25 protein-coding genes, 5 tRNA genes and 1 other annotated feature are annotated in these 26346 nt (G+C 56.3%); of the genes, 23 read left to right on the forward strand and 7 right to left on the reverse strand.

From position 1 onward, the window contains the following. Nucleotides 1-95 precede the first annotated feature (95 nt). The 13 genes from recA (at nucleotide 96) to luxS (ending at nucleotide 9812) form a co-directional block, all read left to right on the forward strand. Nucleotides 96-1169: a recombinase RecA gene (recA, locus tag MC269_RS04035; protein WP_081140966.1), complete on the forward strand. Its 1074-nt coding sequence runs from the start codon at nucleotides 96-98 to the stop codon at nucleotides 1167-1169. 111 nt (nucleotides 1170-1280) lie between these two features. Then, nucleotides 1281-1793 (forward strand): regulatory protein RecX, encoded by a 513-nt coding sequence (locus tag MC269_RS04040; RefSeq protein ID WP_081140967.1) that lies wholly within the window; start codon nucleotides 1281-1283, stop codon nucleotides 1791-1793. A gap of 136 nt (nucleotides 1794-1929) precedes the next feature. After that, entirely contained in the window at nucleotides 1930-4557 is a 2628-nt protein-coding gene (gene alaS, locus MC269_RS04045) for an alanine--tRNA ligase (RefSeq protein WP_239954105.1), read from the forward strand. 249 nt (nucleotides 4558-4806) lie between these two features. Continuing rightward, a complete protein-coding gene (gene csrA / locus MC269_RS04050) occupies nucleotides 4807-4992 on the forward strand; it encodes a carbon storage regulator CsrA (RefSeq protein ID WP_004155916.1) in 186 nt (61 codons plus the stop codon). A gap of 286 nt (nucleotides 4993-5278) precedes the next feature. Next, nucleotides 5279-5371: transfer RNA gene (locus MC269_RS04055), tRNA-Ser, on the forward strand. Nucleotides 5372-5380: 9 nt separating this feature from the next. After that, nucleotides 5381-5457 (forward strand) — tRNA-Arg (locus tag MC269_RS04060). Nucleotides 5458-5600: 143 nt separating this feature from the next. After that, nucleotides 5601-5677: transfer RNA gene (locus MC269_RS04065), tRNA-Arg, on the forward strand. A 55-nt stretch (nucleotides 5678-5732) separates the two neighbouring features. Beyond that, nucleotides 5733-5809, forward strand: a tRNA-Arg gene (locus tag MC269_RS04070). Nucleotides 5810-5991: 182 nt separating this feature from the next. Then, nucleotides 5992-6068: transfer RNA gene (locus tag MC269_RS04075), tRNA-Arg, on the forward strand. 451 nt (nucleotides 6069-6519) lie between these two features. Next, nucleotides 6520-7086 (forward strand): fructose-1-phosphate/6-phosphogluconate phosphatase, encoded by a 567-nt coding sequence (gene yqaB / locus MC269_RS04080; protein ID WP_081140970.1) that lies wholly within the window; start codon nucleotides 6520-6522, stop codon nucleotides 7084-7086. Beyond that, on the forward strand, nucleotides 7083-7511 hold the full coding sequence (locus tag MC269_RS04085) for a YqaA family protein (protein WP_081140971.1): 429 nt from the start codon (nucleotides 7083-7085) through the stop codon (nucleotides 7509-7511). Before yqaB ends, MC269_RS04085 begins: the two co-directional genes overlap by 4 nt. Before the next feature lie 31 nt (nucleotides 7512-7542). Further along, on the forward strand, nucleotides 7543-9147 hold the full coding sequence (gene gshA, locus MC269_RS04090; RefSeq protein ID WP_239954107.1) for a glutamate--cysteine ligase: 1605 nt from the start codon (nucleotides 7543-7545) through the stop codon (nucleotides 9145-9147). A gap of 149 nt (nucleotides 9148-9296) precedes the next feature. Next, a complete protein-coding gene (luxS, locus tag MC269_RS04095) occupies nucleotides 9297-9812 on the forward strand; it encodes an S-ribosylhomocysteine lyase (protein ID WP_081140973.1) in 516 nt (171 codons plus the stop codon). A gap of 58 nt (nucleotides 9813-9870) precedes the next feature. Here the strand turns inward: luxS and MC269_RS04100 are convergent, their stop codons facing one another. Continuing rightward, the gene (locus tag MC269_RS04100; RefSeq protein ID WP_239954109.1) at nucleotides 9871-11157 is read right to left on the reverse strand and encodes an HlyC/CorC family transporter; all 1287 of its coding nucleotides are present in this window, start codon (nucleotides 11155-11157) and stop codon (nucleotides 9871-9873) included. A gap of 17 nt (nucleotides 11158-11174) precedes the next feature. Beyond that, nucleotides 11175-11972: an inner membrane protein YpjD gene (locus MC269_RS04105; protein ID WP_081140975.1), complete on the reverse strand. Its 798-nt coding sequence runs from the start codon at nucleotides 11970-11972 to the stop codon at nucleotides 11175-11177. 168 nt (nucleotides 11973-12140) lie between these two features. Between MC269_RS04105 and ffh the strand changes: the two genes are divergently transcribed. The 5 genes from ffh (at nucleotide 12141) to rplS (ending at nucleotide 15649) form a co-directional block, all read left to right on the forward strand. Next, on the forward strand, nucleotides 12141-13502 hold the full coding sequence (ffh, locus tag MC269_RS04110) for a signal recognition particle protein (protein ID WP_081140976.1): 1362 nt from the start codon (nucleotides 12141-12143) through the stop codon (nucleotides 13500-13502). 144 nt (nucleotides 13503-13646) lie between these two features. Beyond that, nucleotides 13647-13895: a 30S ribosomal protein S16 gene (gene rpsP / locus MC269_RS04115; protein ID WP_007893313.1), complete on the forward strand. Its 249-nt coding sequence runs from the start codon at nucleotides 13647-13649 to the stop codon at nucleotides 13893-13895. A gap of 18 nt (nucleotides 13896-13913) precedes the next feature. Beyond that, complete coding sequence (gene rimM / locus MC269_RS04120) at nucleotides 13914-14462, forward strand: ribosome maturation factor RimM (RefSeq protein ID WP_081140977.1); 549 nt, start codon at nucleotides 13914-13916, stop codon at nucleotides 14460-14462. A gap of 35 nt (nucleotides 14463-14497) precedes the next feature. Next, nucleotides 14498-15259, forward strand: a complete 762-nt coding sequence (gene trmD, locus MC269_RS04125) for a tRNA (guanosine(37)-N1)-methyltransferase TrmD (RefSeq protein ID WP_094078528.1) — start codon at nucleotides 14498-14500, stop codon at nucleotides 15257-15259. A 42-nt stretch (nucleotides 15260-15301) separates the two neighbouring features. Then, nucleotides 15302-15649, forward strand: coding sequence for a 50S ribosomal protein L19 (rplS, locus tag MC269_RS04130; protein WP_033752010.1), 348 nt, complete (start codon nucleotides 15302-15304; stop codon nucleotides 15647-15649). 68 nt (nucleotides 15650-15717) lie between these two features. Here rplS and MC269_RS04135 read toward each other — a convergent pair whose 3' ends face one another. Continuing rightward, nucleotides 15718-16248: a GNAT family N-acetyltransferase gene (locus tag MC269_RS04135; protein WP_239954111.1), complete on the reverse strand. Its 531-nt coding sequence runs from the start codon at nucleotides 16246-16248 to the stop codon at nucleotides 15718-15720. A 288-nt stretch (nucleotides 16249-16536) separates the two neighbouring features. Here MC269_RS04135 and MC269_RS04140 point away from each other — a divergent pair, with 288 nt between their 5' ends. After that, on the forward strand, nucleotides 16537-17616 hold the full coding sequence (locus MC269_RS04140) for a 3-deoxy-7-phosphoheptulonate synthase (RefSeq protein WP_239954113.1): 1080 nt from the start codon (nucleotides 16537-16539) through the stop codon (nucleotides 17614-17616). A 6-nt stretch (nucleotides 17617-17622) separates the two neighbouring features. Continuing rightward, nucleotides 17623-18744 carry a bifunctional chorismate mutase/prephenate dehydrogenase gene (gene tyrA, locus MC269_RS04145; protein ID WP_239954114.1) on the forward strand — a complete coding sequence of 374 codons (1122 nt, stop codon included), beginning with the start codon at nucleotides 17623-17625 and terminating at the stop codon, nucleotides 18742-18744. A 30-nt stretch (nucleotides 18745-18774) separates the two neighbouring features. Here tyrA and pheA read toward each other — a convergent pair whose 3' ends face one another. From pheA to bamD, 4 genes are all read right to left on the reverse strand, one after another. Then, the gene (gene pheA / locus MC269_RS04150) at nucleotides 18775-19941 is read right to left on the reverse strand and encodes a bifunctional chorismate mutase/prephenate dehydratase (protein WP_081140982.1); all 1167 of its coding nucleotides are present in this window, start codon (nucleotides 19939-19941) and stop codon (nucleotides 18775-18777) included. Nucleotides 19942-19963: 22 nt separating this feature from the next. Beyond that, nucleotides 19964-20088 (reverse strand) — a sequence feature (Phe leader region). Continuing rightward, nucleotides 20040-20087, reverse strand: coding sequence for a pheA operon leader peptide PheL (pheL, locus tag MC269_RS04155; protein ID WP_100703679.1), 48 nt, complete (start codon nucleotides 20085-20087; stop codon nucleotides 20040-20042). (Overlaps the previous feature by 48 nt.) A 97-nt stretch (nucleotides 20089-20185) precedes the next feature. Further along, entirely contained in the window at nucleotides 20186-20512 is a 327-nt protein-coding gene (raiA, locus tag MC269_RS04160; RefSeq protein ID WP_081140983.1) for a ribosome-associated translation inhibitor RaiA, read from the reverse strand. Nucleotides 20513-20785: 273 nt separating this feature from the next. Next, nucleotides 20786-21520: an outer membrane protein assembly factor BamD gene (gene bamD, locus MC269_RS04165; protein WP_081141000.1), complete on the reverse strand. Its 735-nt coding sequence runs from the start codon at nucleotides 21518-21520 to the stop codon at nucleotides 20786-20788. A 131-nt stretch (nucleotides 21521-21651) separates the two neighbouring features. Here bamD and rluD point away from each other — a divergent pair, with 131 nt between their 5' ends. From rluD to clpB, 3 genes are all read left to right on the forward strand, one after another. After that, nucleotides 21652-22632: a 23S rRNA pseudouridine(1911/1915/1917) synthase RluD gene (gene rluD, locus MC269_RS04170; protein WP_081140984.1), complete on the forward strand. Its 981-nt coding sequence runs from the start codon at nucleotides 21652-21654 to the stop codon at nucleotides 22630-22632. Beyond that, nucleotides 22629-23357, forward strand: a complete 729-nt coding sequence (gene yfiH / locus MC269_RS04175; protein WP_239954116.1) for a purine nucleoside phosphorylase YfiH — start codon at nucleotides 22629-22631, stop codon at nucleotides 23355-23357. The genes rluD and yfiH overlap by 4 nt, the downstream gene beginning before the upstream one ends. A 125-nt stretch (nucleotides 23358-23482) precedes the next feature. Further along, a complete protein-coding gene (gene clpB / locus MC269_RS04180) occupies nucleotides 23483-26056 on the forward strand; it encodes an ATP-dependent chaperone ClpB (RefSeq protein WP_081140986.1) in 2574 nt (857 codons plus the stop codon). Nucleotides 26057-26346: the final 290 nt, after the last annotated feature.

Consider the following 26346-nt stretch of genomic DNA (forward strand, 5'->3'; position numbering starts at 1 on the left):
GCTTGATACTGTATGACTATACAGTATAATTAGCAGCAACAGAAAGCGAGCAGGCATTTGTAGCGTGCTTACCCCCGTATGAGTCAGGAGTAGAAATGGCAATTGACGAGAACAAACAGAAGGCTTTAGCTGCTGCGCTGGGCCAGATTGAAAAGCAATTCGGTAAAGGCTCCATCATGCGTCTGGGTGAAGACCGCTCAATGGACGTGGAAACCATTTCTACCGGTTCGCTTTCACTGGATATCGCACTGGGCGCCGGCGGTTTGCCGATGGGCCGTATCGTCGAAATTTATGGTCCGGAATCATCCGGTAAAACCACGCTGACGCTGCAGGTTATCGCTGCGGCGCAGCGCAAAGGCAAAACCTGCGCCTTTATCGATGCTGAACACGCGCTGGATCCGGTTTACGCCAAAAAGCTTGGCGTCGACATCGACAATCTGCTTTGTTCGCAGCCGGACACCGGTGAGCAGGCACTGGAAATCTGTGACGCGCTGGCGCGTTCAGGCGCAGTGGACGTTATTATCGTCGACTCCGTCGCGGCGCTGACGCCGAAAGCAGAAATCGAAGGCGAAATCGGTGACTCTCACATGGGCCTCGCGGCGCGTATGATGAGCCAGGCGATGCGTAAGCTGGCAGGTAACCTGAAGCAGTCCAACACGCTGCTGATCTTTATCAACCAGATCCGTATGAAAATCGGCGTGATGTTCGGTAACCCGGAAACCACCACCGGTGGTAACGCGCTGAAGTTCTATGCCTCTGTCCGTCTTGATATTCGTCGTATCGGCGCAATCAAAGAGGGCGACGAAGTCGTCGGCAGCGAGACCCGCGTAAAAGTGGTGAAAAACAAAATCGCTGCGCCGTTTAAGCAGGCGGAGTTCCAGATCATGTACGGCGAAGGCATCAACACCTTTGGCGAACTGGTCGACCTGGGCGTGAAGTACAAGCTGGTGGAAAAAGCGGGCGCCTGGTACAGCTACAACGGCGATAAGATCGGTCAGGGTAAAGCGAACGCCACCAATTTCCTGAAGGAAAACCCGGCGATCGCCAACGAACTGGACGTGAAGCTGCGTGACATGCTGCTGAACAGCGCCAACGCTGAAGCGGGCGCCGCGGAAGCGCCAGCCGGCGCGCTGGAAAATGCAGCCAGCGAAAGCAACGAAGATTTCTAATCTTCTGACGGGAGTGGGCAACCACTCCCGTTTTTCGTTTTAATTTCCCCTTTCTTTCCTCCTCTCCGTTCTGCCGCCATAATTCCCTTCTGTCTGAACAAGGTAAGGCCTATGTCTGAACAACCTCAACCCAAGGAAATCGCCTTTCCGCGCCTGCTCGACCGCGCCATGCGGATTTTGACGCAGCGCGATCACAGCGAAGCGGAGCTGCGCAGAAAGCTACAGCAATCGGTGCAGCGCACAGCCTTTATCCAGCAGAGCGAGCCGGAAATCATTACCGAAGCGCAACTAGATAAAGTCGTCGGCTGGTGCCATGAGAACGGCTGGCTCAATGACGCCCGCTTTACCGAGCGTTTTATTCAGAGTCGCAGCCGTAAAGGATATGGCCCGCAGCGTATTCGGCTGGAGCTGGGGCAGAAAGGCATCGCGCGTCCCGATATCGACATCGCGATGGAAGCCTGTGAGATCGACTGGAGCGCCTGCGCCGCCCAGCTGGCGGAGCGCAAATTTGGCCTGCCGCTGCCGACCGAGTGGAAGGCGAAAGCGAAAGTTCAGCGTTATTTGCAGGCAAAAGGCTTTTTCATGGAGGATATTCAGGCCGTTTTCAGAAATTTTGACGACTGAAAGCCGCGCGGGGTTTTACTTCCCAGTGAAGAAAATTTATCTTATTCCCACTTTTTTGTTCCACTGAACAGAAAGCTGCGCGGATGCGGCTTGTCTGACAGGACGGAACTTTCGTTAGCGTGATTCCAGGATATATATGAGCAAGAGCACTGCTGAGATCCGTCAAGCGTTTCTCGACTTTTTCCATAGCAAGGGACACCAGGTTGTAGCCAGCAGCTCCCTCGTACCGAATAACGACCCGACGCTGCTGTTCACCAACGCCGGCATGGTCCAGTTCAAGGATGTCTTCCTCGGCCAGGACAAGCGCGACTATTCGCGTGCGACCACGTCGCAGCGCTGCGTGCGCGCCGGCGGTAAGCACAACGATCTGGAAAACGTCGGCTATACCGCGCGTCACCACACTTTCTTTGAAATGCTGGGCAACTTCAGCTTCGGCGACTACTTCAAGAAAGAGGCGATTGCTTATGCCTGGGAACTGCTGACGGGAGAAACCTGGTTCGCGCTGCCGAAAGAGCGCCTGTGGGTGACCGTCTATGAGACCGATGACGAAGCCTACGACATCTGGGCCAACGATATCGGCGTACCGCGCGAACGTATTATTCGTATCGGCGACAACAAAGGCAGCGCTTACGCCTCTGACAACTTCTGGCAGATGGGCGATACCGGTCCTTGCGGCCCCTGCAGCGAAATTTTCTACGATCATGGCGATCATATCTGGGGTGGACCGCCGGGCAGCGCGGAAGAAGACGGCGATCGCTATATCGAGATCTGGAATATCGTCTTTATGCAGTTCAACCGTCAGCCGGACGGCACCATGCTGCCGCTGCCGAAGCCGTCAGTGGACACCGGCATGGGGCTGGAGCGTATCTCCGCCGTGCTGCAGCACGTCAACTCCAACTATGAAATCGACCTGTTCGACAAGCTAATTAAAGCGGTCGCCGAGGTAACCGGCGCGACCGATCTCAGCAATAAATCGCTGCGCGTTATCGCCGACCATATTCGCTCCTGCGCCTTCCTGATTGCCGACGGCGTAATCCCGTCGAATGAAAACCGCGGCTACGTGCTGCGTCGTATCATTCGTCGCGCGGTGCGTCACGGCAATATGCTGGGCGCGAAAGAGGCGTTCTTCTTTAAGCTGGTCGCCCCGCTGGTTGAGGTGATGGGTGCCGCGGGCGACGATCTGAAGCGTCAGCAGAGCCAGGTGGAAACGGTCCTCAAGACGGAAGAAGAGCAGTTCGCGAAAACCCTGGAGCGCGGTCTGGCGCTGCTGGACGACGAGCTGGCGAAGCTGCAGGGCGATACGCTGGACGGCGAAACCGTCTTCCGTCTCTACGACACTTTTGGCTTCCCGGTCGACCTGACGGCCGACGTCTGCCGCGAGCGCAACCTGAAAATTGACGAAGCTGGCTTTGAAAAAGCGATGGAGCAGCAGCGTCAGCGCGCGCGCGAAGCGAGCGGTTTCGGCGCCGACTACAGCAACGTTATCAGCATCGACGCGGCGTCCTCCTTCAAGGGCTATGACCAGCTCGATCTGGCGGCCAGCGTTAAGGCGATCTACGTCGACGGCGCGGCGGTAGAAGAAGCAGCCGCGGGTCAGGAAGCGGTCGTGGTGCTGGACGAAACGCCGTTCTACGGTGAATCTGGCGGCCAGGTCGGCGATACGGGCCTGCTGACAGGGAAGAATGCTGAATTTAACGTACAGGACACACAAAAATATGGTCAGGCCATCGGCCATATCGGTAAGCTGACGGCGGGTCATCTGCGTATCGGCGATCGCGTCGAGGCACGGGTTGATGAAGCGCGCCGCGCGCGCATTCGTCTGAACCACTCGGCAACGCATCTGCTGCATGCGGCGCTGCGCCAGGTGCTCGGCGAGCATGTCGCGCAGAAAGGCTCGCTGGTTAACGACAAATATCTGCGTTTCGACTTCTCGCACTTCGAGGCGATGACGCCGCAGGAGCTGCATCAGGTCGAAGAGATCGTCAACGCGCAGATCCGCCGCAACCTGCCGGTTGAGACCGACGTCATGGACATCGACGCGGCCAAAGGCAAGGGCGCAATGGCGCTGTTCGGCGAGAAATACGATCAGCGTGTGCGCGTGCTGACCATGGGCGACTTCTCCATTGAGCTGTGCGGCGGCACGCACGCCGCGCGTACCGGCGATATCGGCCTGTTCCGCATTCTCTCTGAATCAGGAACGGCCGCAGGCGTGCGTCGCATCGAAGCCGTCACCGGCGAGGGCGCGCTGGCGCAGGTTTATGCGCAGAGCAGCCAGCTGCAGGATATTGCGCAGCTGGTGAAAGCCAACAGTAGCAACCTCAATGACAAAGTACGCGGACTGGTCGATCACGTTCGTGCGCTGGAGAAAGAGCTGCAGCAGCTGCGCGATCAGCAGGCCGCGCAGGAGAGCGCTTCACTGAGCAGCAGCGCGATCGACATCAACGGCGCGAAGCTGCTGGTCAGCGAACTGAGCAACGTAGAGCCGAAAATGTTGCGCACCATGGTTGACGATCTGAAAAATCAGCTGGGGTCGGCGGTGATTGTGCTGGCGACCGTGGCGGAAGGAAAAGTGTCGCTGATTGCTGGCGTAACCAAAGATCTGACTGACCGCGTCAAAGCGGGCGAGTTAGTGGGCGAGCTGGCGCAGCAGGTTGGCGGCAAAGGCGGCGGGCGTCCCGATATGGCGCAGGCAGGCGGCACCGATGCACAGGCGCTGAAAGGCGCGCTGGCGGGCGTCGAAAGCTGGGTCACCAGCCGCCTGTAATGAAATAGAACAATGCATCGTGAAAAGCGCCAGGGACTAAGGTTCCGGCGCTTTTTAATACGATGTGCATCAAGTCATGACAAAGTCAGGTCGACGTAGTGTATTTCGGCTAAACTAACTATCAGCAGAATGTATTGGCGTAGCGACGTACATTGGTGTATTTGTCATAGTCAATGTTCAGCGTTAAATGATGGATAATGCCGGGAGCCCGAACAGGCCCGACTCTTTTAATCTTTCAAGGAGCAAAGAATGCTTATTCTAACTCGTCGAGTTGGTGAAACCCTCATGATTGGCGATGAGGTGACTGTAACGGTGCTGGGAGTGAAAGGTAACCAGGTTCGTATCGGTGTGAACGCGCCGAAAGAGGTCTCAGTGCACCGCGAAGAGATTTATCAGCGCATTCAGGCCGAAAAAACTCAGCAAACGAGTTACTAACGGATTCAGCGCCTCGCACGCTTTTGCGAGGCGCGACCGCTTTTCTGCACCTCTTCTTTTTTCTTCCTGCGTTTCTCCTGGTTTCATATTTTCCCCCTTAACAGCTTTTACTGTTGATAATTCACTCTTTTTGTCGGCAAATTGCGCCAATTGAGCGTCATTTGTGCAAACGATCGGAAGCCGGGAAAAATTGTTTGACTTATAAGTGCGGGAAAGTAATATGTGCGCCACGCAGTGCCGATGAGCGGAAACAAAGTTCAGCGGTACAGTTCGGAAGAACGCGTAAGGTGAGGTGGCCGAGAGGCTGAAGGCGCTCCCCTGCTAAGGGAGTATGCGGTCAAAAGCTGCATCCGGGGTTCGAATCCCCGCCTCACCGCCATTTTCCGATGCATCCGTAGCTCAGCTGGATAGAGTACTCGGCTACGAACCGAGCGGTCGGAGGTTCGAATCCTCCCGGATGCACCATATCTCTGGATATGGAAAGCGTGCCCCGAACTGATATGGCAGGCACCATCTTTAGAAGATGCGGAAAAAAGTAAAAGTTAGTGAAAGAGTCGTCCCTTTCCTGGTGAGTTGTTAGCACCCTGCGTTGTACAAGAATTATCATTGCATCCGTAGCTCAGCTGGATAGAGTACTCGGCTACGAACCGAGCGGTCGGAGGTTCGAATCCTCCCGGATGCACCATATTCCTGTCACTTCCTGGTTGTCTGATTTAATCCCTGTAAAACGATTTCCCGATGCATCCGTAGCTCAGCTGGATAGAGTACTCGGCTACGAACCGAGCGGTCGGAGGTTCGAATCCTCCCGGATGCACCATATCTCTGGATATGGAAGAGTGCCCCGAACTGATATGGCAGGTCGTATAGCCAGACAGTACGAGGGAGGAAAACGTTGCGTGAGCAACGGCCCGCAGGGCGAGGCGAAAGCCGAGTTATCCTCCCGGATGCACCCTCTCTTTTTCACTTAATTGCTTTACCCTTGCAACACGATTTCCCGATGCATCCGTAGCTCAGCTGGATAGAGTACTCGGCTACGAACCGAGCGGTCGGAGGTTCGAATCCTCCCGGATGCACCATTTCTCAAGACAGGAAAGCGTGCCCCGCACTGACACGGTAAGCTGTACCGCCAGGCAGTACGAGGGAGGAGAACGTTGCATTTGCAACGGCCCGCAGGGCGAGGCGATAGCCGAGTCATCCTCCCGGATGCACCATCTTCTCTCCGCGTTATCCTTCAGAATTAATCTTCTTACTACCTCAGGCTCTCAGCGACTCTCTCAACTACACTCGCGTCACAACACACTCTGTTTTAACCCGCTTTAATCTCCTTTTACGCTTACCAATCGCACCCGTCATAAAACCCAAACCCCCTGAAATTTCCGGCAATTACGCCCGGCACCGCGCTATCACCTTTTTCTGAAAAGAAAAATTGCTAATGCTTTCAAAGCATTTGCTGTTCATGCCACCTGGCGACAACCTGTGCACATTACGCTAAAGTAATGGCTCATTTGCTGGAGGTCCGGAGTGACGATGTACGATCAATATGACGCACTGATTTTCGATATGGACGGCACGATTCTGGATACCGAGCCGACACATCGAAAAGCGTGGCATCAGGTACTGGGACGATATGGACTGACGTTAGACGAATCGCAAATGGTCGGATTTAATGGCGCGCCCAGCTGGCGACTCGCGCAGTTTATTATTGAATCTAATCACTCTTCTCACGATCCGCATCGGCTGGCCGCTGAGAAAACCGCAGCGGTCAAAGCCATGCTGCTGGAAAACGTCCAGCCGCTTCCGCTGCTTGAGGTCGCGAAAGCGTACCACGGTCGACGTCCGATGGCGGTCGGCACCGGCAGCGAACACAGTATGGCGGATGCGCTGCTGACCCAGCTGGGCGTGCGTGACCTCTTTACCGCCGTCGTGGGCGCTGACGACGTAGAGCGGCATAAGCCTGAGCCTGACACCTTTTTACGCTGCGCCGCGCTGATGGGTGTCGATCCCGCGCGCTGCGTGGTGTTCGAAGACGCCGATTTCGGCGTGCAGGCGGCGAAAGCGGCCGGTATGGACGTGGTCGATGTCCGCCTGCTGTGAGTGACGCGCTGGCGCTGGCTTCCTTGTTCGGCAGCAGCTTTCTCAGCGCAACGCTGTTGCCGGGAAGTTCTGAGGCGCTGCTGATTGCATTACTGGTCGCCAAAAAGGCGTCCGTTTATGGGTTGATTGTCGCTGCATCAGTGGGGAATACGCTGGGCGGCATAACCAATATTTTTCTTGGTCGCTTACTGCCGTTGAAACAGCAGGGGCGATGGCATGACACAGCAATAACGTGGTTGCACCGACTGGGACCTGCAGCGCTGTTGCTGAGCTGGCTGCCGATTATCGGCGACCTGCTCTGCGTGCTGGCAGGCTGGTTGCGCTTTGCCTGGCCTCCGGTCCTGCTGTTTCTCGCCGTCGGGAAAACACTACGTTATATCGTTATTGCGACCGCCACCTTACAGGGCATGCAATGGTGGCATTGATTCGCACAGATTTGAGGCTAGGGTTAACATTATGCTGAACAAAAATAAATTACTGTCCCAGCGGGAGGTTAATGTGATCCCGGACGTATCTAAAGCGCTCTCCTGGCTGGAGGCGCATCCCAATGCCCTGAAAGGTATTGGTCGCGGCATTGAACGCGAAACGCTGCGCGTAAAGCCTGATGGCCATCTGGCTGAAAGTGGCCATCCCGAGTCGCTGGGATCGGCGCTGAAGCATGACTGGATCACCACCGACTTTGCTGAGACGCTGCTGGAGTTCATCACGCCGGTGGATCAGAATATCGACCATATGCTGGCGTTCCTGCGTGATATTCATCGCCATGTGGCGCGTGAGCTGGGCGAGGAGCGCATGTGGCCCTTTAGCATGCCCTGTCTGATCGACGATGCCGATCGCATCGAACTGGCGCAGTACGGCAGCTCTAACATCGGCCGCATGAAAACCCTCTATCGCCAGGGGCTGAAAAACCGCTACGGCGCGCTGATGCAGACCATCTCCGGCATCCACTATAACTTCTCACTGCCGCTGAGCTTCTGGCAGGAGTGGGCGGACGTTAAAGATGCCGAGAGCGGAAAAGAGACGATTTCTGCCGGCTATCTGCGCCTGATCCGCAACTACTACCGTTTCGGCTGGGTGATCCCCTATCTGTTCGGCGCCTCGCCGGCAATCAGCTCCAGCTTCCTGCAGGGACGCGAAAGCAAGCTGCCGTTTGAAACTGACGGCAAGGATTCGCTGTGGCTGCCCTATGCCACCTCGCTGCGTCTTAGCGACCTGGGCTACACCAATAAGTCGCAGAGCGGCCTCGGCATCACCTTTAACTCGCTCGACGGCTATGTAAAGGCGCTGAAAGCGGCCATTAAAACGCCGTCTGAAGAGTATGCCGCTATGGGCACCAAAGACGCCGACGGCAACTGGCTGCAGCTTAATACCAACGTATTGCAGATTGAGAACGAGCTCTACGCGCCGATCCGTCCGAAGCGGGTTACCCGTTCCGGCGAAGCGCCGTCCGATGCGCTGCTGCGCGGCGGTATCGAATATATCGAAGTGCGTTCGCTCGACATCAACCCGTTCTCCGCTATCGGCGTTGACGCTAACCAGGTACGTTTCCTCGACCTGTTCCTGATCTGGTGCACGCTGGCCGACGCGCCGGAAATGAGCGCCGACGAGCTGCTGTGCAGCCGTCAGAACTGGAACCGCGTGGTGCTGGAAGGGCGCAAGCCGAATCAAAAAATTTCGGTTGGCTGCAGCGAAACCGAGCACGCGCTGGTCGAGGTCGGCAAAGCGCTGTTCGCCGATCTGCATCGCGTCGCCGAAGTGCTCGACAGCAATCAGGGCAGCACGCAATATCAACAGGTTTGCGATCAACTGGTGGCGTCCTTCGACGATCCTGAGCTAACCTATTCGGCGCGCATCCTGCACGCGATGAAGGAAAACGGCGTGACCGGCACCGGTATCGCGCTGGCGGAACAGTATCGTCATATGCTGTGCGAAGAGCCGCTGGAAGTGATTAGCGAAGAAGATTTTACGCGTCAGGCGCAGGCGTCGGTGGCAGAGCAGAAAGCGCTGGAAGAGGGCGATACGCTCGATTTCGACGCTTATCTCGCCAGTCGCGAAGGCTAGAAAAGAAAAAGGCCACATCAATGTGGCCAAATTAACATCTCTGTTGTCAGGGATGATGATAACAAATGCGCGTCTTTCATATATTCAGACGCTGGGCGAACAGAAAAGTTTCATCGTTTATAAAAAAATTTCAAAACAGGAGGTGACGTATGCCACTACTGGACAGTTTTACCGTTGACCATACCATCATGGCCGCGCCTGCAGTGCGCGTGGCGAAGACCATGAAAACTCCCCATGGCGATACCATCACCGTTTTCGACCTGCGTTTCTGCCGTCCGAACAAAGAGATCCTCACTGAGCGCGGCATTCATACGCTTGAGCATCTGTTCGCTGGCTTTATGCGTAACCACCTCAACGGTGACGGCGTAGAAATCGTCGATATCTCTCCGATGGGATGCCGCACCGGTTTCTATATGAGCCTGATCGGCACGCCGGACGAGCAGCGCGTCGCCAGCGCCTGGAAAGGGGCGATGGAAGATGTGCTGAAAGTGAAGGATCAGAATCAGATCCCAGAGCTGAACGAATACCAGTGCGGCAGCTACAAGCTGCACTCGCTGGATGAGGCGCAGCAGATCGCGCGTAACGTGCTGGCGCACGATATCGGCGTCAACCGCAACGAAGATCTGAAGCTGCCGCAAGAGAAGCTGAAAGAGCTGCACATCTAGCCTGTCGCTGCCTGAAAAAAAACGCCGCTACGATGCGGCGTTTTTTTATGATTAGACGTCAGGAGCCTACAGAGGTTTTTAGCGGCGTCTGCGGCGTAATGCGCACCTGCTTCACCATATTGTCCTGCACGTCGAGAATATCGATAGCGTAGTCAGCGACCTTCACCCGGGTGTTGATTTCCGGGATCTCCTCCAGCGCCTCCAGCAGCATGCCGTTAATGGTACGCGCCTCCTGCTCCGGCAGGCGCCAGTTAAACGCCTTGTTGATTTCACGCACGTTGGCGCTGCCTTCCACCAGCACGGAGCCGTCGTTTTGCGGCATCACCTCTTCCGCAAGGGTAGGAGACATTGAGGTGGTGAAGTCGCCGACGATCTCTTCAAGAATATCCTCGATGGTCACCAGCCCTTTGATGTCGCCATATTCGTCGACCACCAGACCCACTTTCTTTTTGTTGCGCTGAAACTTCACCAGCTGAATGTTAAGCGGCGTGCCTTCTGGCACGTAATAGATCTCATCGGCTGCGCGCAGCAGGGTCTCTTTGTTGAACTCTTTCTTTTCGGTCATGGTGCGCCAGGCTTCGCGGACGCGCAGCATGCCGACGCAGTCGTCCAGCGAGTCGCGAAACAGCACGATGCGGCCATGAGGCGAATGGCTGAGCTGGCGCATTACCGACTTCCAGTCGTCGTTGATATTGATGCCGACGATCTCATTGCGCGGCACCATGATGTCGTCGACGCTGACCTTCTCCAGATCGAGCACCGACAGCAGCATGTCCTGATTGCGACGCGACATCAGGCTGCGCGACTCATAAACGATGGTGCGTAGCTCTTCTTTGCTCAGCGCTGAACTGCTGGCACCCTCGGTTTTAATCCCGGCCATGCGCATCAGCAGGCGGGTAATGGTGTTCAACAGCCAGACGAGCGGCAGCATGACGTACTGCAGCGGCACCAGCAGAAAGCTGCTGGGGAAGGCGACGCGTTCGGGGTAGAGCGCCGCCACGGTTTTCGGCAGCACCTCGGCAAAGACCAGCACCACAAAGGTCAGAATACCGGTGGCGATCGCCACGCCTTCATCGCCGTGCAGACGCATGCCGACGATGGTGGCCAGCGCCGAGGCCAGGATATTGACGAGGTTATTGCCGATCAGCACCAGGCTGAGCAGACGATCGGGACGGCGCAGCAGCTTTTCCACCCGACGCGCGGCGCGGCTGCCGTTTTTCGCCTGATGGCGCAGCTTGTAGCGGTTAAGCGTCATCATGCCGGTTTCCGACCCGGCGAACCAGGCGGAAACCAGAACCATAACGATTAAGATAATGATTAAGGTGGTGGTTGAAACCTGTTCCAACGAAGCAATTCCTTGTGTTAAGACGAGTGAGTCAGCAGGTGCTGTAAAACACGGCTGCCGAAGTAGGCCATGGTCAGCAGCAGCGCGCCGCCGCAGTTGAACCACACCACGCGACGCCCGCGCCAGCCTTCATGATAGTGGCCCCAGAGCAAAACGATGTAGACAAACCAGGCGAGGATAGAGAGCACCGCTTTGTCGACGTTCTCCGCGCTGAACAGGTTATGCATATAAAACAAGCCGGTACAGAGCACCAGCGTTAGCAGCACCACGCCCACCTGCGTGATATGAAACATTTTGCGCTCGATGCTCAGCAGCGGCGGCATATCCTGGGTGAAGGCCAGCTTTTTGTTCTTCAGCTGATAGTCGATCCATGCCAGCTGCAGCGCATAGAGCGCGGCAATGATCAGCGTCGCGTAGGCGAACAGCGACAGGCCAATGTGGATCATCATGCCCGGCGTGGTTTCCAGATGGGTGATAAAGGCGTTAGGCACAAAGGTGGCGAACGCCAGATTAATCAGCGCGAAGCTGTAGACGATCGGCAACAGCAGCCAGCCGCGATTGCGCGACGCGACGATAGTCATAATGGCGCAGATCAGCAGGCTCACCAGCGAGCCGATATTCAACAGGCTGAGATTTTGCCCGCTGTCGACGGCAAAAATCCGCTGCTGCAGCGCCACGGCGTGCGCCACCAGCGCGACGCAGGCGGAGAGCACCGCCATTCGCCGCCATCCGCTGTTGCGTTTCAACAGGCTGGGAATGATCAGTGCAAGACTCAGGGAGTAGGCGAACAGCGCCAGAAGCGAGAAAACGGACATAGATCCTTACAGGTATCAGCGAGATGAAAGGAAAAAGGCAGTATAGCGCCAGCGGAAGCCGCCTCCAACCGATCTGAGGCGCAATAGCAGAGATCGTTGCAGCTTCGTGTTATAATCCGCCGCATTATGCCGATCAGGCGCCTCGCGATTTTTTTTGAGTGAGAGACAATGTTTGACAATTTAACCGATCGTTTGTCGCAAACCCTGCGCAACATCAGCGGCCGCGGAAGGCTGACAGAAGACAACATCAAAGACACGCTGCGCGAAGTACGCATGGCGCTGCTGGAGGCGGATGTCGCGCTGCCGGTGGTGCGCGACTTTATCAACCGCGTCAAAGAGAGCGCGGTGGGCCATGACGTTAACAAAAGCCTGACCCCTGGCCAGGAGTTTATCAAGATCGTGCGCAACGAGCTGGTTGCGGCGATGGGCGCGGAGAACAACGCGCTTAACCTGGCCGCACAGCCGCCGGCCGTGGTGCTGATGGCGGGTCTGCAGGGTGCCGGTAAAACCACCAGCGTCGGCAAACTGGGTAAATTCCTGCGTGAGAAGCACAAGAAGAAAGTGCTGGTCGTCTCCGCGGACGTTTATCGCCCGGCGGCGATCAAACAGCTTGAAACGCTGGCGCAGCAGGTTGGCGTCGATTTTTGTCCGTCCGATCTGAGCCAGAAGCCGGTCGATATCGTTAAGAACGCGCTGAAAGAGGCGAAGCTACAGTTCTATGACGTGCTGCTGGTGGATACCGCCGGTCGTCTGCACGTCGACGAAGCGATGATGGACGAGATCAAACAGGTGCACGCCGCGATCAACCCGGTCGAGACGCTGTTTGTGGTTGACGCCATGACCGGCCAGGATGCGGCGAACACGGCGAAAGCCTTTAACGAAGCGCTGCCGCTGACCGGCGTGATCCTGACCAAGGTCGACGGCGACGCACGCGGCGGTGCCGCGCTGTCGATTCGTCATATCACCGGCAAGCCGATTAAGTTTATGGGTGTTGGCGAGAAGACCGAGGCGCTGGAGCCGTTCTATCCCGATCGCATCGCCTCGCGCATCCTCGGCATGGGCGACGTGCTGTCGCTGATTGAGGATATCGAAAGCAAGGTTGACCGCGATCAGGCGGAAAAGCTGGCGAAAAAACTCAAAACTGGCGACGGCTTCGATCTCAATGACTTTCTTGAGCAGCTTAAGCAGATGCGCAACATGGGCGGCATGGCGAGCCTGATGGGCAAACTGCCTGGCATGGGCCAGCTGCCGGACAACGTAAAGTCGCAGATGGACGATAAGGTGCTGGTGCGTATGGAGGCGATTATCAACTCCATGACGCGCAAAGAGCGCGAGAAGCCGGAAATTATCAAAGGCTCGCGCAAGCGTCGCATCGCCACCGGCGCCGGCATGCAGGTGCAGGACGTTAACCGTCTGCTTAAGCAGTTCGACGACATGCAGCGCATGATGAAGAAAATGAAGAAGGGCGGCATGGCGAAAATGATGCGCAGCATGAAGGGCATGATGCCGCCAGGATTCCCCGGACGCTAGGCGTTCGGCAATAAAAGCCCGAAAGGTTGCCCTGACAGGTTGCTTTTTGCGCCGAAATGAGTAAAATTTTCGGGCTTTTTATATTGCACCCGGGCCCCGTTCCCTCAATGGGGCCCGGTTGTTTTATTAACTTAAGAGGATGTTATGGTAACAATTCGTTTGGCACGTCACGGCGCGAAAAAGCGTCCGTTCTATCAGGTCGTCGTTACTGACAGCCGCAATGCACGTAACGGTCGCTTCATCGAGCGCGTTGGTTTCTTCAACCCGATCGCATCTGGTCAGGCTGAAGGTCTGCGTCTGGATCTGGACCGCATCGAGCACTGGGTTGGCCAGGGCGCAACGCTTTCTGATCGCGTTAACGCGCTGATCAAAGAAGCAAAAAAAGCAGCTTAATCTGTCACGGTGGTGAGCATGAGCAAAGAAGTTGCCGCACAGCCTCCCGTTAAGCCCCTTGTTTTGGGCAAAATGGGCGCTGCCTACGGCATACGTGGCTGGCTCAAAGTGTTTTCCTCCACCGAAGCGGCCGAAAGTATCTTCGACTACCAACCCTGGTTCATTCAGCGCGCCGGTAAATGGCAGCAGGTTGAGCTGGAGAGTTGGCGGCATCACAATCAGGACCTGATCATCAAAGTCAAAGGCATTGACGATCGGGATGCGGCGACGCAGTTGACCCATTGCGAAATTACGGTCGACTCGACGCAGCTGCCGGAACTCACCGACGGTGATTACTACTGGAAAGACCTGATGGGTCTCCAGGTGGTCAACGTTGACGGTTACGAGATGGGCAAAGTCATCGATATGATGGAGACCGGCTCGAACGACGTTCTCGTCGTGAAGGCGAACCTGAAAGATGCGTTCGGTGTGAAGGAGCGGTTAATTCCGTTTCTCGATGAACAGGTTATCAAGAAAGTCGATCTCGCTACTGGCGTCATTGAAGTAGACTGGGATCCTGGTTTTTGATCTCCGAATCGCAAGGTAACGTAGCGGCGAAAACGATGTGGATTGGTGTTATTAGCCTCTTTCCAGAGATGTTTCGCGCAATTACCGATTACGGGGTAACTGGCCGGGCAGTAAAAAATGGCCTGCTCAGCATCGAGAGCTGGAGTCCTCGCGACTTCGCTCACGACCGGCACCGCACGGTGGACGATCGTCCTTACGGCGGCGGACCGGGAATGCTGATGATGGTGCAGCCCTTACGGGATGCAATCCACGCAGCGAAAGCGGCGGCGGGAGAAGGGGCCAGGGTGATCTATCTGTCACCTCAGGGACGCAAACTCGACCAACAGGGCGTTTGCGAACTGGCGACGCAGCAGAAGTTAATTCTGGTCTGCGGGCGCTACGAAGGTATTGATGAGCGCGTGATTAAAACCGAAATTGACGAAGAATGGTCAATCGGCGACTACGTGCTTAGCGGCGGCGAGCTGCCAGCCATGACGATGATTGATTCAGTGGCCCGGTTAATTCCTGGCGTACTGGGCAAGCAGGCGTCGGCCGAGGAGGATTCGTTCTCTGACGGTTTGCTGGATTGTCCCCACTATACCCGACCTGAAGTGCTGGAAGGCATGGAGGTACCGGCAGTGTTACTGTCCGGCAACCATGCTGAGATTCGCCGTTGGCGCCTGAAACAGTCGCTGGGCCGAACCTGGCTAAGAAGACCTGAACTTCTGGAAAACCTGGCTCTGACTGAAGAGCAAGCAAGGTTGCTGAAAATGTTCCAGCGGGAACATCAGCAACAAAACGATGAGGCGGCAGAGTAATCTCCCGCGACTATCAGTTTACCCAGGATAAGAGATTTAATTATGAGCAACATTATCAAGCAAATTGAACAAGAGCAGATGAAACAGGACGTACCTTCCTTCCGCCCGGGTGATTCCGTGGAAGTGAAAGTATGGGTCGTTGAAGGTTCTAAGAAACGTCTGCAGGCATTCGAGGGCGTGGTTATCGCTATCCGTAACCGCGGTCTGCACTCTGCATTCACTGTTCGTAAGATTTCTAACGGCGAAGGCGTTGAGCGTGTCTTCCAGACTCACTCTCCGGTCATCGACAGCATTTCTGTCAAACGTCGTGGTGCTGTGCGTAAAGCCAAACTGTACTACCTGCGTGAGCGTACTGGTAAGTCAGCTCGTATCAAAGAGCGTCTTAACTAAGGTATCGCTAACGCGACATCTAAAAGTTAATAGCAAACAAGGGGTTGGCGTGATGCCAGCCCCTTTTTTTATGCCTGCGTCTCGGGACGCTGCACATGGTATATCGCCGTGTTCACCGGCCCGCTCTCCAGCACGATTAAGCCGTAGCGCATATCGAGAAACCGCGCGCCGCAGCGCTCCGCCACCGCGCGGCTGGCGTGGTTCTCTTCCGCCGCGAGGATTTCTATCGCGTTTATCTCTGGTCGCGCAAATCCCCGCGCAAGCAAAAGCGCGACGGCACGGCTGGCTACGCCCTGACGCTGGCTGTCGCTGCGCACCCAGTATCCCAGCGCGGCAAGCTGTCCCGGTTCACGGGCAAAACGGATCCCGGCGCCGCCCAGCAAACGATCCCGATCGTCTACGATGGCGAACTCTTCTGCCTCACCCTTTATTCGCTGCTGCTGAGTAAAAGCGATCCAGCTGGCCGCTTCTTCGGGTTGATAGTCTGGATGCGCCCAGACCATCCAGGGCCGCAGCGTATCCAGAGAGGCGTTTACGGCCGCGGTGAAGGCCGGGATGTCTGCCAGGGTAAACGGGCGAAGCTGGATCGCTGGAGGCATGGGCTTTTCCATTGAAAAGAGAGGAGTAGGGCTAGCTTATCAGGCTAAGTTGCCAAAGGCTAAACAGCTTATGTAACGATAACTTTACTAATTCATGCGGGTGTTAGGTTGGTTTGATTATTTAAGTTATTGTTTATAAATGGTTTAAATGAAAAATCTCAATCTTGTAAATTCATATGGTAATAAAAGTGTACATAGGTGGATTGCTTGTTTTACGTGCTGTGATACAGTATTCGCATCCTGTCAGAGGATCACTAACCGCATAACGAGGAAAAAAGGATCGTAATCATGCAAAAAGACGCGCTGAACAATGTCCATATCGCTGACGAACAAATCTTGATCACACCGGAAGAGCTGAAAGCGAAGTTCCCGCTGAGTGCTCAGCAGGAAGCGCAAATTGCCGCTTCGCGTCAGACGATTTCCGATATCATCGCCGGCCGCGATCCGCGCCTGCTGGTGGTATGTGGCCCTTGTTCGATTCATGACACCGAAGCCGCTCTGGATTACGCTCGCCGCCTGAAAGATCTCTCTGACCAGCTGAAGGATCGGCTCTATATCGTTATGCGCGTCTATTTTGAAAAACCCCGCACCACTGTCGGCTGGAAAGGGTTGATCAACGATCCCTATATGAATAACTCGTTTGATATGGAAGCAGGCCTGCATATTGCGCGTCAGCTGCTGGTGAACCTGGTGGAGATGGGTCTGCCGCTCGCGACCGAGGCGCTCGATCCCAACAGCCCGCAATACCTCGGCGATCTTTTTAGCTGGTCGGCGATTGGCGCGCGCACCACCGAGTCGCAAACGCATCGTGAAATGGCGTCTGGCCTCTCGATGCCGGTCGGCTTTAAGAACGGTACCGACGGCAGCCTGGGCACCGCCATCAACGCCATGCGCGCCGCCTCGATGCCGCACCGTTTCGTCGGCATTAATCAGGCCGGCCAGGTTTGCCTGCTGCAAACGCAGGGCAATCCAGACGGTCACGTTATTTTGCGCGGCGGCAAAGCGCCGAACTACGGCCCGGAAGATGTCGCGCAGTGCGAAAAAGAGATGGTCAAAGCGGGACTGCGCCCGGCCTTGATGATAGATTGCAGCCATGGCAATTCTAACAAAGACTACCGCCGCCAGCCTGGCGTCGCCGAATCGGCGATTGCCCAGATCAAAGATGGCAACCGCTCGATTATTGGCCTGATGCTGGAGAGCCACATCAATGAAGGCAATCAATCTTCCGAGCAGCCGCGCAGCGAAATGAAATACGGCGTTTCCGTTACCGATGCCTGCATCAACTGGGAAACCACCGCAACGCTGCTGCGCGAGATGCATCAGGATCTGCAAGAGGTGCTGTCGGCGCGTCTGTCACACGAGGTGTAATGAGCAATGGTGGCTGAACTGACCGCGCTGCGCGATCAAATTGATACCGTCGATAAGGCGTTGCTGGATCTGCTGGCGAAACGGCTGGAACTGGTGGCTGAAGTCGGCGAAGTAAAGAGCCGCTACGGCTTGCCTATTTATGTGCCGGAGCGCGAAGCGTCGATGCTGGCTTCGCGCCGCAAAGAGGCGCAGGCGCTTGGCGTGCCCCCCGATCTGATTGAGGACATTCTGCGCCGCGTGATGCGCGAGTCCTACACCAGCGAGAACGACAAAGGCTTTAAAACGCTTAATCCGGCACTGCGTCCGGTGGTGATTGTCGGCGGCAAAGGGCAGATGGGCAGCTTGTTTGCGCGCATGCTGACTTTGTCGGGCTACAGCGTCAAAACGCTGGATAAAGAGGACTGGGATCGCGCGCCGTCGCTGCTAGGCGATGCCGGCATGGTGATTATCAGCGTGCCGATCCATCTGACGGAGCAGGTCATCGCCCAGCTGCCGCCGCTGCCGGAAGATTGTATTCTGGTGGATCTGGCGTCGGTCAAAAACCGTCCACTGCAGGCGATGCTGGCGGCGCACGCGGGCCCGGTGCTGGGTCTGCATCCGATGTTCGGTCCGGACAGCGGTAGCCTGGCGAAACAGGTGGTGGTCTGGTGCGACGGGCGTCAGCCTGAAGCCTACCAGTGGTTCCTGGAGCAAATTCAGGTGTGGGGCGCACGGCTGCATCGCATCAGCGCAGTGGAGCACGACCAGAATATGGCGTTTATTCAGGCGCTGCGCCACTTTGCCACTTTCGCCTACGGGCTGCATCTGGCAGAAGAGAACGTCAATCTCGATCAGCTGCTGGCGCTCTCATCGCCGATTTACCGTCTGGAGCTGGCGATGGTGGGGCGGCTGTTTGCCCAGGATCCTCAACTCTATGCGGACATTATTATGTCTTCGGAGAGCAATCTGGCGCTGATCAAACGCTACTATCAGCGCTTTGGCGAAGCGATTACGCTGCTGGAGCAGGGCGATAAACAGGCGTTTATTAGCAGCTTCAATCGCGTCGAACACTGGTTTGGCGACCACGCTAAACGCTTTATGGTGGAAAGCCGCAGCCTGCTGCGCTCCGCTAACGACAGCCGACCGTAAAAAAACGGCATCCCTCGGGATGCCGTTTTGTTATGCGCTGCGCGGCTCGACCGCGACGACATTCTCGCCGGGATAACACCCCAGCACCTTCAGCATGCGCGTCAGCGCTTTCAGCTCCTGCAGCGCCTGCTGCATGCTGTCAGACTCCAGATTGCCCTGCACGTCGATATAAAACATCTCTTCCCACGGATTACCGTTAATCGGGCGCGACTCCAGCTTGCTCATAATCAGGTTATGCTGACGCAGCACCAGCAGCGCCTCAACCAGCGCGCCCGCCTGCTGGCCGGTCGCCATCAGCAGCGTGGTTTTCGCCGGAACCTGATCGGAGACGGCGATAGCTTTGCGCGCCAGCACGATAAAGCGCGTATGGTTCTGCTGCTGATTGGCCAGATTGCGCTCCAGCACCTGAAGATGATAAAGCTCGCCGCCCGCTTCGCTGCCCAGCGCGGCTGCTTTCGGCGAGTTCAGCGCCGCGACTTTTTCCATCGCGGCGGCGGTGCTTTCGGTATATTCAATCTTCCAGTGCGGGAAGCGGCTAATAAACTGGCTGCACTGCTGGAAAGGCTGCGGATGGCTGTAGACGGTTTCAATCTGCTGCAGATCGGTGGTGCCGGTGACCAGCACGCAGTGATCGATCGGCTGAGTCAGTTCGCCAACAATAGAAAGGCTGGTCTGCTGCAGCAGATCGTAAACGTCATTAATCGAGCCGGAGCTGGTGTTCTCAATCGGCAGCACCGCATAGTCAGCCTGACCATTCTCAACCTGACGAATAATATCCTGAAACTTCAGACAGCCGATCTCCACCATGGAGTCGAAGTGACGGGCCGCATACTGGCGCGCGGCCAGATGCGAGTAAGAGCCTTTAGGGCCGAGAAAGGCGATGCGGGCCGCCAGCGCGTGCGCGTGGTTCAGGTTTTTCTGCAGCAGCGCCTGCTGCGTCAGCACGGAATCCTCAATGATTTGCTGAAACAGCCGCGTGATGTAATGCGCATCCAGCTGATGCTTTTTGCCGAGTACGATGAGGTGCTCCAGCAGCGCGCGTTCGCGTTCGATATCGCGAATAGGGCGGTGCGTCGCCAGCTTCGCTTCGGCGACCTTAACGGCAAGAGCGCGTCGCTCCGCCAGCAGCGTCAACAGTTTCTCATCAACGGCGCTGATTTGGTCACGCAGCGCCAGCAAAGGATTGTCGGGATTCATAGGGCTCACCTGTAAGCTGTCCAATAAAAAAGCCTCCCGGTTGGGAGGCTTTGTTGTTCGTCTTCGCTTTCGTTTTCACACGACGAATTGCCTCCCAGTCAGGGGAAGGTAAAAAAGAAAGCGAAGAAAAACGGCAGATGTTTCATGATGATTTCCATTGAAGAAGTCGTCTGAGAGTACCCGCACTGATTAAAAGCTGTCAATAAAAAACGCGCCCGCAGGCGCGTTAGTCAAAACTGGGTGATTACGTGACGGGCGTAAAGGCTTTTACGCTGGTCGCGGCCCGACGGGCTTCCGGCTTATGCTGAACCTTGTTCAGCTGTCGCTCAAGCTTGCCGATGAGATCGTTGATCGCCGTATACATATCTTCGTGCTTAGCGCTGGCGACCAGCGTGCCGTTTGGCGTAGTAATGGTGGCATCGGCCACAAACTCTTTCGGCGCTTTAGAGAGAACAATGTGCGGATTTATCAGATGAGCTTGCCATTTTTCCAGCTTGGCGAGACGGTCTTCGACATGGTCGCGGATAGCCGCGGTGATTTCCATTTGTTTGCTGGTAATGTTCAGAATCATAGGTCTACCTCTCTGTCATTTCCGTCTGGGTAGATCCAGCATAACGCGCTGAGCGATGAAATGTGTGATTCAGATCACGAAAAAATGTCACTTTTTGTCAATGGAAATAGTTTGTGAGAAAGGGCGGGAATGTCGCCGAAAGACCTTGAATCAAGGCAGGGAGAGGCGCATTATTGTTGAGTTAGCCCGGCGGAGAAATTGTAGAAACGGTGATTTTCCGCACAAAAAAAAGCAGCCCTGACGGCTGCTTTTTCTTTTCTGATGACTTGAAAATTAGCTGGCGCTATTTGCCGCAATAATTTTCGCCACTTTGTCCGCTTCAGCATTCAGCTGCAGATTACGGTAGGCTTTTTCCATCAGCGGAAGCGCGTCGCGCGTCGCCTGCGTATCGGGATAATCACGCATCATACCTTCAACACGGTTAACAACCGCGACATAAGCTTCGCGCTTAGTATAGAATTGCGCCACCGAGAGCTCATACTTCGCCAGACGGTCTTTCAGATAAACCAGGCGTTTCTGCGCATCGGCCGCATACTGGCTGTTGGGATAGTTACGCACCAGCTGCGAGAAGTCGCGGAACGCGTCGCGGGCATGGGTCGGATCGCGGTCAGAGCGATCAACGCCAAAGAAGCCCTGCAGCGCGGAGTCGTCCAGCGCCATATCCGTCAGGCCACGCATATAGATCACGTAGTCAATGTTCGGATGGGTCGGGTTAAGACGCATAAAGCGATCTATAGCAGCCTGCGCCAGCGGCAAATCGGCGTTTTTGTAGTAGGCATAGATCAAATCAAGCTGTACCTGCTGAGAATAAGGACCAAAAGGATAACGGTTGTCCAGCGCTTCCAGTTGCTTAATCGCCGCTTTAAAGTTACCGTCCTGCAGCTTTTCCTGAGCGGTAGCGTAGATTTCGGAAGGCGGGCTGTCCGGTACTGTGTCCTTTGAGCTGGAACAACCCACAAGGGCCAGGCTCAGTGTGGCAGCAGCCACCAGATATTTCATACGCGTCATGACGAAATGGTTATCCTCAAATTTGTTATGGCGGAAGCTGTCCGTATAGCTCCCGGTAATGACCAGGTACGATAGCACATTATATTAAACGGCATCGCCGTGAAAACCCAACGTTAACGAAGAAGCTGTATATGGCACAACTAGTTCAACTCACCGCAACGGTCTCCGAAGCGCAGCTGGGACAACGCTTAGATCAAACTTTGGCGGAATTGTTCCCTGATTATTCACGCTCGCGCATAAAAGAGTGGATCCTGGACCGGCGCGTCAGCGTTAACGGCGCGATCGTCGATAAACCGAAAGAGAAAGTATTGGGCGGCGAACAGGTCGCTATCGATGCAGAAATCGAAGAAGAGCAGCGCTGGGAAGCGCAAAACATCCCGCTGAACATCGTCTATGAAGATGACGATATTCTGGTGATCAACAAGCCGCGCGATCTGGTGGTGCATCCTGGCGCCGGCAATCCCGACGGCACCGTACTCAATGCGCTGCTCTATCACTATCCCGCTATTGCCGATGTACCGCGCGCCGGTATCGTGCATCGACTGGATAAAGACACCACCGGCTTAATGGTGGTGGCGAAAACCGTCCCGGCGCAGACGCACCTGGTGGAGACGCTGCAGCTGCGCGAAATCACGCGTGAGTATGAAGCGGTGGCGATTGGCACCATGACGGCAGGCGGCACGGTGAATGAACCGATTAGCCGTCACTCGACCAAACGCACCCATATGGCAGTGCATCCGATGGGCAAACCGGCGGTGACGCACTACCGTATTATGGAGCACTTCCGTGCCCATACGCGGCTGCGTCTGCGCCTCGAAACCGGTCGTACGCACCAGATCCGTGTGCATATGTCGCACATTAACCATCCGCTGGTGGGCGATCCGCTCTACGGCGGTCGTCCGCGTCCGCCGAAAGGCGCCTCGGATCAGTTTATTGCGACGCTGCGCGCCTTCGATCGCCAGGCGCTGCACGCGACCATGCTGCGTCTCTATCATCCGATTACCGGCATCGAGATGGAGTGGCATGCGCCGCTGCCGCAGGACATGGTCGATCTGATCGAGGTGCTGAAGGCGGACACCGACGAGTTCCGCGATCAGCTGGACTGGCTGTGAGTCTGATCCTGCCCGAATGGCCCGCGCCCGCCAGCGTGGGCGCCTGTTCGACGCTGCGCGACGGCGGCGTGAGTCTGGCGCCGTGGAACGCCTTTAACCTGGGCAGCCACGTCGGCGACGAACCGGCGCATGTCGCCGCTAACCGGCAACGTCTGGTGACGCGCGCCGGGCTGCCGGAGATGCCGCGCTGGCTTGAGCAGGTTCACGGCACCGGGGTGGTTCGTCTCCCTTCCTCGCAGACGGGAACCTTACAGGCGGATGCCTGCATCACTCGCGAGGCGGGTGTGGTGTGCGCGGTGATGACGGCGGATTGCCTGCCGGTACTGTTCTGTTCCCACGACGGCAGAGAAGTGGCGGCGGCCCATGCCGGCTGGCGCGGCCTCTGCGGCGGCGTGCTGGAAAATACGCTGGCGCAGTTTGCTGCGCCAGCCAGCCAGATACACGCCTGGCTTGGACCCGCTATCGGCCCCGACGCGTTCGAAGTCGGCAGCGAAGTGCGGGATGCTTTTATGGCGAAAGACGCGCGTGCCCAGCAGGCTTTTCGTCCGGCTGGCGCAAAGTATTTCGCCGACATCTGGCTGCTCGCCCAGCAGCGGCTGGAGAAAGCGGGCGTCACCTCTGTGAGCATGGCGCGACGCTGCACCTTTCATGAGAGTGGCGAATTTTTCTCCTTCCGACGCGACGGAACCACCGGGCGTATGGCTTCTTTAATTTGGCTGAGATAACCTTACGCCACAAGACGATCCAGTAGCGGATTTTTTGCTCACAGAGCAGGTCATTAACCTTGAAAATTTGAGGCATGACCTCATTTTAATCTCCAGTAGCATTTTGACCTGTAATGGGAGGAATCATGCGTCTGGATCGTCTTACCAATAAATTCCAACTGGCCCTTGCCGACGCGCAGTCCCTTGCTCTGGGACACGACAACCAATTTATCGAACCTCTGCATCTGATGAGTGCGCTGCTTAATCAGGAAGGCGGATCCGTTCGTCCGTTATTATCTTCAGCAGGGGTTGATGTGGCCGCTCTGCGCAACGGCGTCGAGCAGGCCATCAACCGTTTACCGCAGGTAGAAGGCAGCGAAGGGGATGTTCAGCCCTCCGCCGACCTGGTGCGCGTGCTCAACCTGTGCGACAAGCTGGCGCAAAAGCGCGGCGACAACTTTATCTCATCTGAACTCTTTGTTCTGGCGGCCCTCGACTCGCGCGGCTCCTTAGCCGATTTGCTGAAATCGGCTGGCGCGACCACTGACAAGCTAACCAAAGCGATTGAACAGCTGCGTGGAGGAGACAACGTGAACGATCAAGGGGCTGAAGATCAGCGCCAGGCACTGAAAAAATACACAATCGACCTGACCGAGCGCGCCGAACAGGGCAAGCTCGATCCGGTTATCGGCCGTGACGAAGAGATCCGCCGCACTATTCAGGTGCTGCAGCGCCGCACCAAAAACAACCCGGTGCTGATTGGCGAACCGGGCGTAGGTAAAACCGCCATTGTAGAAGGGCTGGCGCAGCGCATTATTAACGGCGAAGTGCCGGAAGGGTTGAAAGGCCGCCGCGTGCTGGCGCTAGACATGGGCGCGCTGGTGGCGGGCGCAAAATATCGCGGCGAATTTGAAGAGCGCCTGAAAGGCGTGCTCAACGATCTCTCTAAGCAGGAAGGCAACGTTATCCTGTTTATTGATGAGTTGCATACTATGGTCGGCGCTGGTAAAGCCGACGGCGCGATGGATGCCGGCAATATGCTGAAGCCGGCACTGGCGCGCGGCGAACTGCACTGCGTTGGCGCGACGACGCTTGATGAGTATCGCCAGTACATAGAGAAAGACGCCGCGCTGGAGCGTCGTTTCCAGAAGGTCTACGTTGCCGAACCGAGCGTGGAAGATACCATCGCGATTCTGCGCGGTCTGAAAGAGCGCTATGAGCTGCATCACCATGTGCAGATCACCGACCCGGCGATTGTTGCGGCGGCGACGCTGTCACATCGTTATATCGCCGACCGACAGCTGCCGGATAAAGCCATCGACCTGATCGACGAGGCGGCGTCCAGCATTCGTCTGCAGATCGACTCTAAACCGGAGTCACTGGATCGCCTTGAGCGCCGCATCATCCAGCTGAAGCTGGAGCAGCAGGCGCTGAAGAAAGAGTCTGACGACGCCAGCATTAAGCGTCTGGAGATGCTGGAAAGCGAACTTGATCAGAAAGAGCGCGAGTACGCTGAGCTGGAAGAGGAGTGGAAGGCAGAAAAAGCTTCGCTCTCTGGCACGCAGAATATCAAGGCGGAACTGGAGCAGGCGCGTTTATCGCTGGAGCAGGCGCGTCGCGTTGGCGACCTGGCGCAGATGTCGGAGCTGCAGTATGGCAAGATCCCGGCGCTGGAAAAACAGCTGGCGGCCGCGACGCAGTCTGAAGGTAAAACCATGAAGCTGCTGCGCAATCGCGTGACCGATGTCGAAATCGCCGACGTGCTGGCGCGCTGGACCGGTATTCCCGTGGCGCGCATGATGGAAGGCGAGCGCGATAAGCTGCTGCGCATGGAGCAGGAGCTGCATAGCCGCGTGATTGGACAGGACGAAGCGGTGGAGGCGGTGTCGAACGCCATTCGCCGTAGCCGCGCTGGCCTGTCAGATCCCAATCGCCCAATCGGTTCGTTCCTGTTCCTCGGTCCGACCGGCGTCGGTAAAACCGAACTCTGCAAAGCGCTGGCGAACTTCCTGTTTGACAGCGACGACGCGATGGTGCGCATCGATATGTCGGAGTTTATGGAAAAACATTCCGTGTCGCGGCTGGTGGGCGCGCCTCCGGGATATGTCGGTTATGAAGAGGGCGGCTACCTGACGGAAGCGGTACGACGCCGTCCTTACTCGGTCATTCTGCTGGATGAAGTCGAGAAAGCGCATCCGGATGTCTTTAACATTCTGCTGCAGGTGCTGGATGATGGCCGTCTGACCGACGGGCAGGGCCGCACCGTCGATTTCCGCAATGCGGTGGTGATTATGACGTCGAACCTGGGCTCCGATCTGATTCAGGAACGCTTCGGCGAGCTGAACTACGCAGAGATGAAAGATGTGGTGATGAATGTTGTCGGTCACCACTTCCGTCCGGAGTTTGTTAACCGTATCGACGAAGTGGTGGTGTTCCATCCGCTGGGCGAGCAGCATATTGCCTCTATTGCGCAGATTCAGCTGCAGCGGCTGTATAAACGTCTGGATGAGCGCGGCTATCAGCTGCATATCTCCGACGAGGCGCTGAAGCTGCTGGGCGAAACCGGCTACGATCCGGTTTACGGTGCGCGTCCGTTGAAACGCGCGATTCAACAGCAGATAGAAAACCCGCTGGCGCAGCAGATCCTTTCCGGTCAGCTGGTGCCGGGAAAAACCATCGAAATGGATGTTAAAGAGGGCGAAATCGTTGCTCATCAATAACTGACTATTGCGAAACGGGCCTGCGGGCCCGTTTTTTTTCGCTAAAAACGGTGATTTTGGCGCATTTTAAGCCGCATTGCCTGGAAAACAGGCAGTCGGCAAAAAAGTTTGAATTAGCACTTGTCAGCCCGGAAGAACTCCCTATAATGCGCCTCCACTGACACGGCACAACGGCTTACGAAATGCGGTGTTCAGGAGACTCAGGCAGCTGAGTCGCCGGATGAAGTCCCTGAAAAAAGGGGTTGACTCCGAAGGAGAGTAGCGTAATATACGCCACCTCGCAGCAGCAG

Origin of the sequence: Pantoea sp. Z09 (assembly GCF_022394795.1) — a bacterium.
GTDB classification, from domain to species: Bacteria; Pseudomonadota; Gammaproteobacteria; order Enterobacterales; family Enterobacteriaceae; genus Pantoea; species Pantoea latae.

Coding starts and splice junctions, on each gene's coding strand:
- recA (WP_081140966.1), top strand. CDS start 96: ATGGCAATTGACGAGAACAAACAGAAGGCTTTAGCTGCTGCGCTGGGC.
- MC269_RS04040 (WP_081140967.1), top strand. CDS start 1,281: ATGTCTGAACAACCTCAACCCAAGGAAATCGCCTTTCCGCGCCTGCTC.
- alaS (WP_239954105.1), top strand. CDS start 1,930: ATGAGCAAGAGCACTGCTGAGATCCGTCAAGCGTTTCTCGACTTTTTC.
- csrA (WP_004155916.1), top strand. CDS start 4,807: ATGCTTATTCTAACTCGTCGAGTTGGTGAAACCCTCATGATTGGCGAT.
- yqaB (WP_081140970.1), top strand. CDS start 6,520: ATGTACGATCAATATGACGCACTGATTTTCGATATGGACGGCACGATT.
- gshA (WP_239954107.1), top strand. CDS start 7,543: ATGCTGAACAAAAATAAATTACTGTCCCAGCGGGAGGTTAATGTGATC.
- luxS (WP_081140973.1), top strand. CDS start 9,297: ATGCCACTACTGGACAGTTTTACCGTTGACCATACCATCATGGCCGCG.
- MC269_RS04105 (WP_081140975.1), bottom strand. CDS start 11,972: ATGTCCGTTTTCTCGCTTCTGGCGCTGTTCGCCTACTCCCTGAGTCTT.
- ffh (WP_081140976.1), top strand. CDS start 12,141: ATGTTTGACAATTTAACCGATCGTTTGTCGCAAACCCTGCGCAACATC.
- rpsP (WP_007893313.1), top strand. CDS start 13,647: ATGGTAACAATTCGTTTGGCACGTCACGGCGCGAAAAAGCGTCCGTTC.
- rimM (WP_081140977.1), top strand. CDS start 13,914: ATGAGCAAAGAAGTTGCCGCACAGCCTCCCGTTAAGCCCCTTGTTTTG.
- trmD (WP_094078528.1), top strand. CDS start 14,498: ATGTGGATTGGTGTTATTAGCCTCTTTCCAGAGATGTTTCGCGCAATT.
- rplS (WP_033752010.1), top strand. CDS start 15,302: ATGAGCAACATTATCAAGCAAATTGAACAAGAGCAGATGAAACAGGAC.
- MC269_RS04135 (WP_239954111.1), bottom strand. CDS start 16,248: ATGCCTCCAGCGATCCAGCTTCGCCCGTTTACCCTGGCAGACATCCCG.
- MC269_RS04140 (WP_239954113.1), top strand. CDS start 16,537: ATGCAAAAAGACGCGCTGAACAATGTCCATATCGCTGACGAACAAATC.
- tyrA (WP_239954114.1), top strand. CDS start 17,623: ATGGTGGCTGAACTGACCGCGCTGCGCGATCAAATTGATACCGTCGAT.
- pheA (WP_081140982.1), bottom strand. CDS start 19,941: ATGAATCCCGACAATCCTTTGCTGGCGCTGCGTGACCAAATCAGCGCC.
- raiA (WP_081140983.1), bottom strand. CDS start 20,512: ATGATTCTGAACATTACCAGCAAACAAATGGAAATCACCGCGGCTATC.
- bamD (WP_081141000.1), bottom strand. CDS start 21,520: ATGACGCGTATGAAATATCTGGTGGCTGCTGCCACACTGAGCCTGGCC.
- rluD (WP_081140984.1), top strand. CDS start 21,652: ATGGCACAACTAGTTCAACTCACCGCAACGGTCTCCGAAGCGCAGCTG.
- clpB (WP_081140986.1), top strand. CDS start 23,483: ATGCGTCTGGATCGTCTTACCAATAAATTCCAACTGGCCCTTGCCGAC.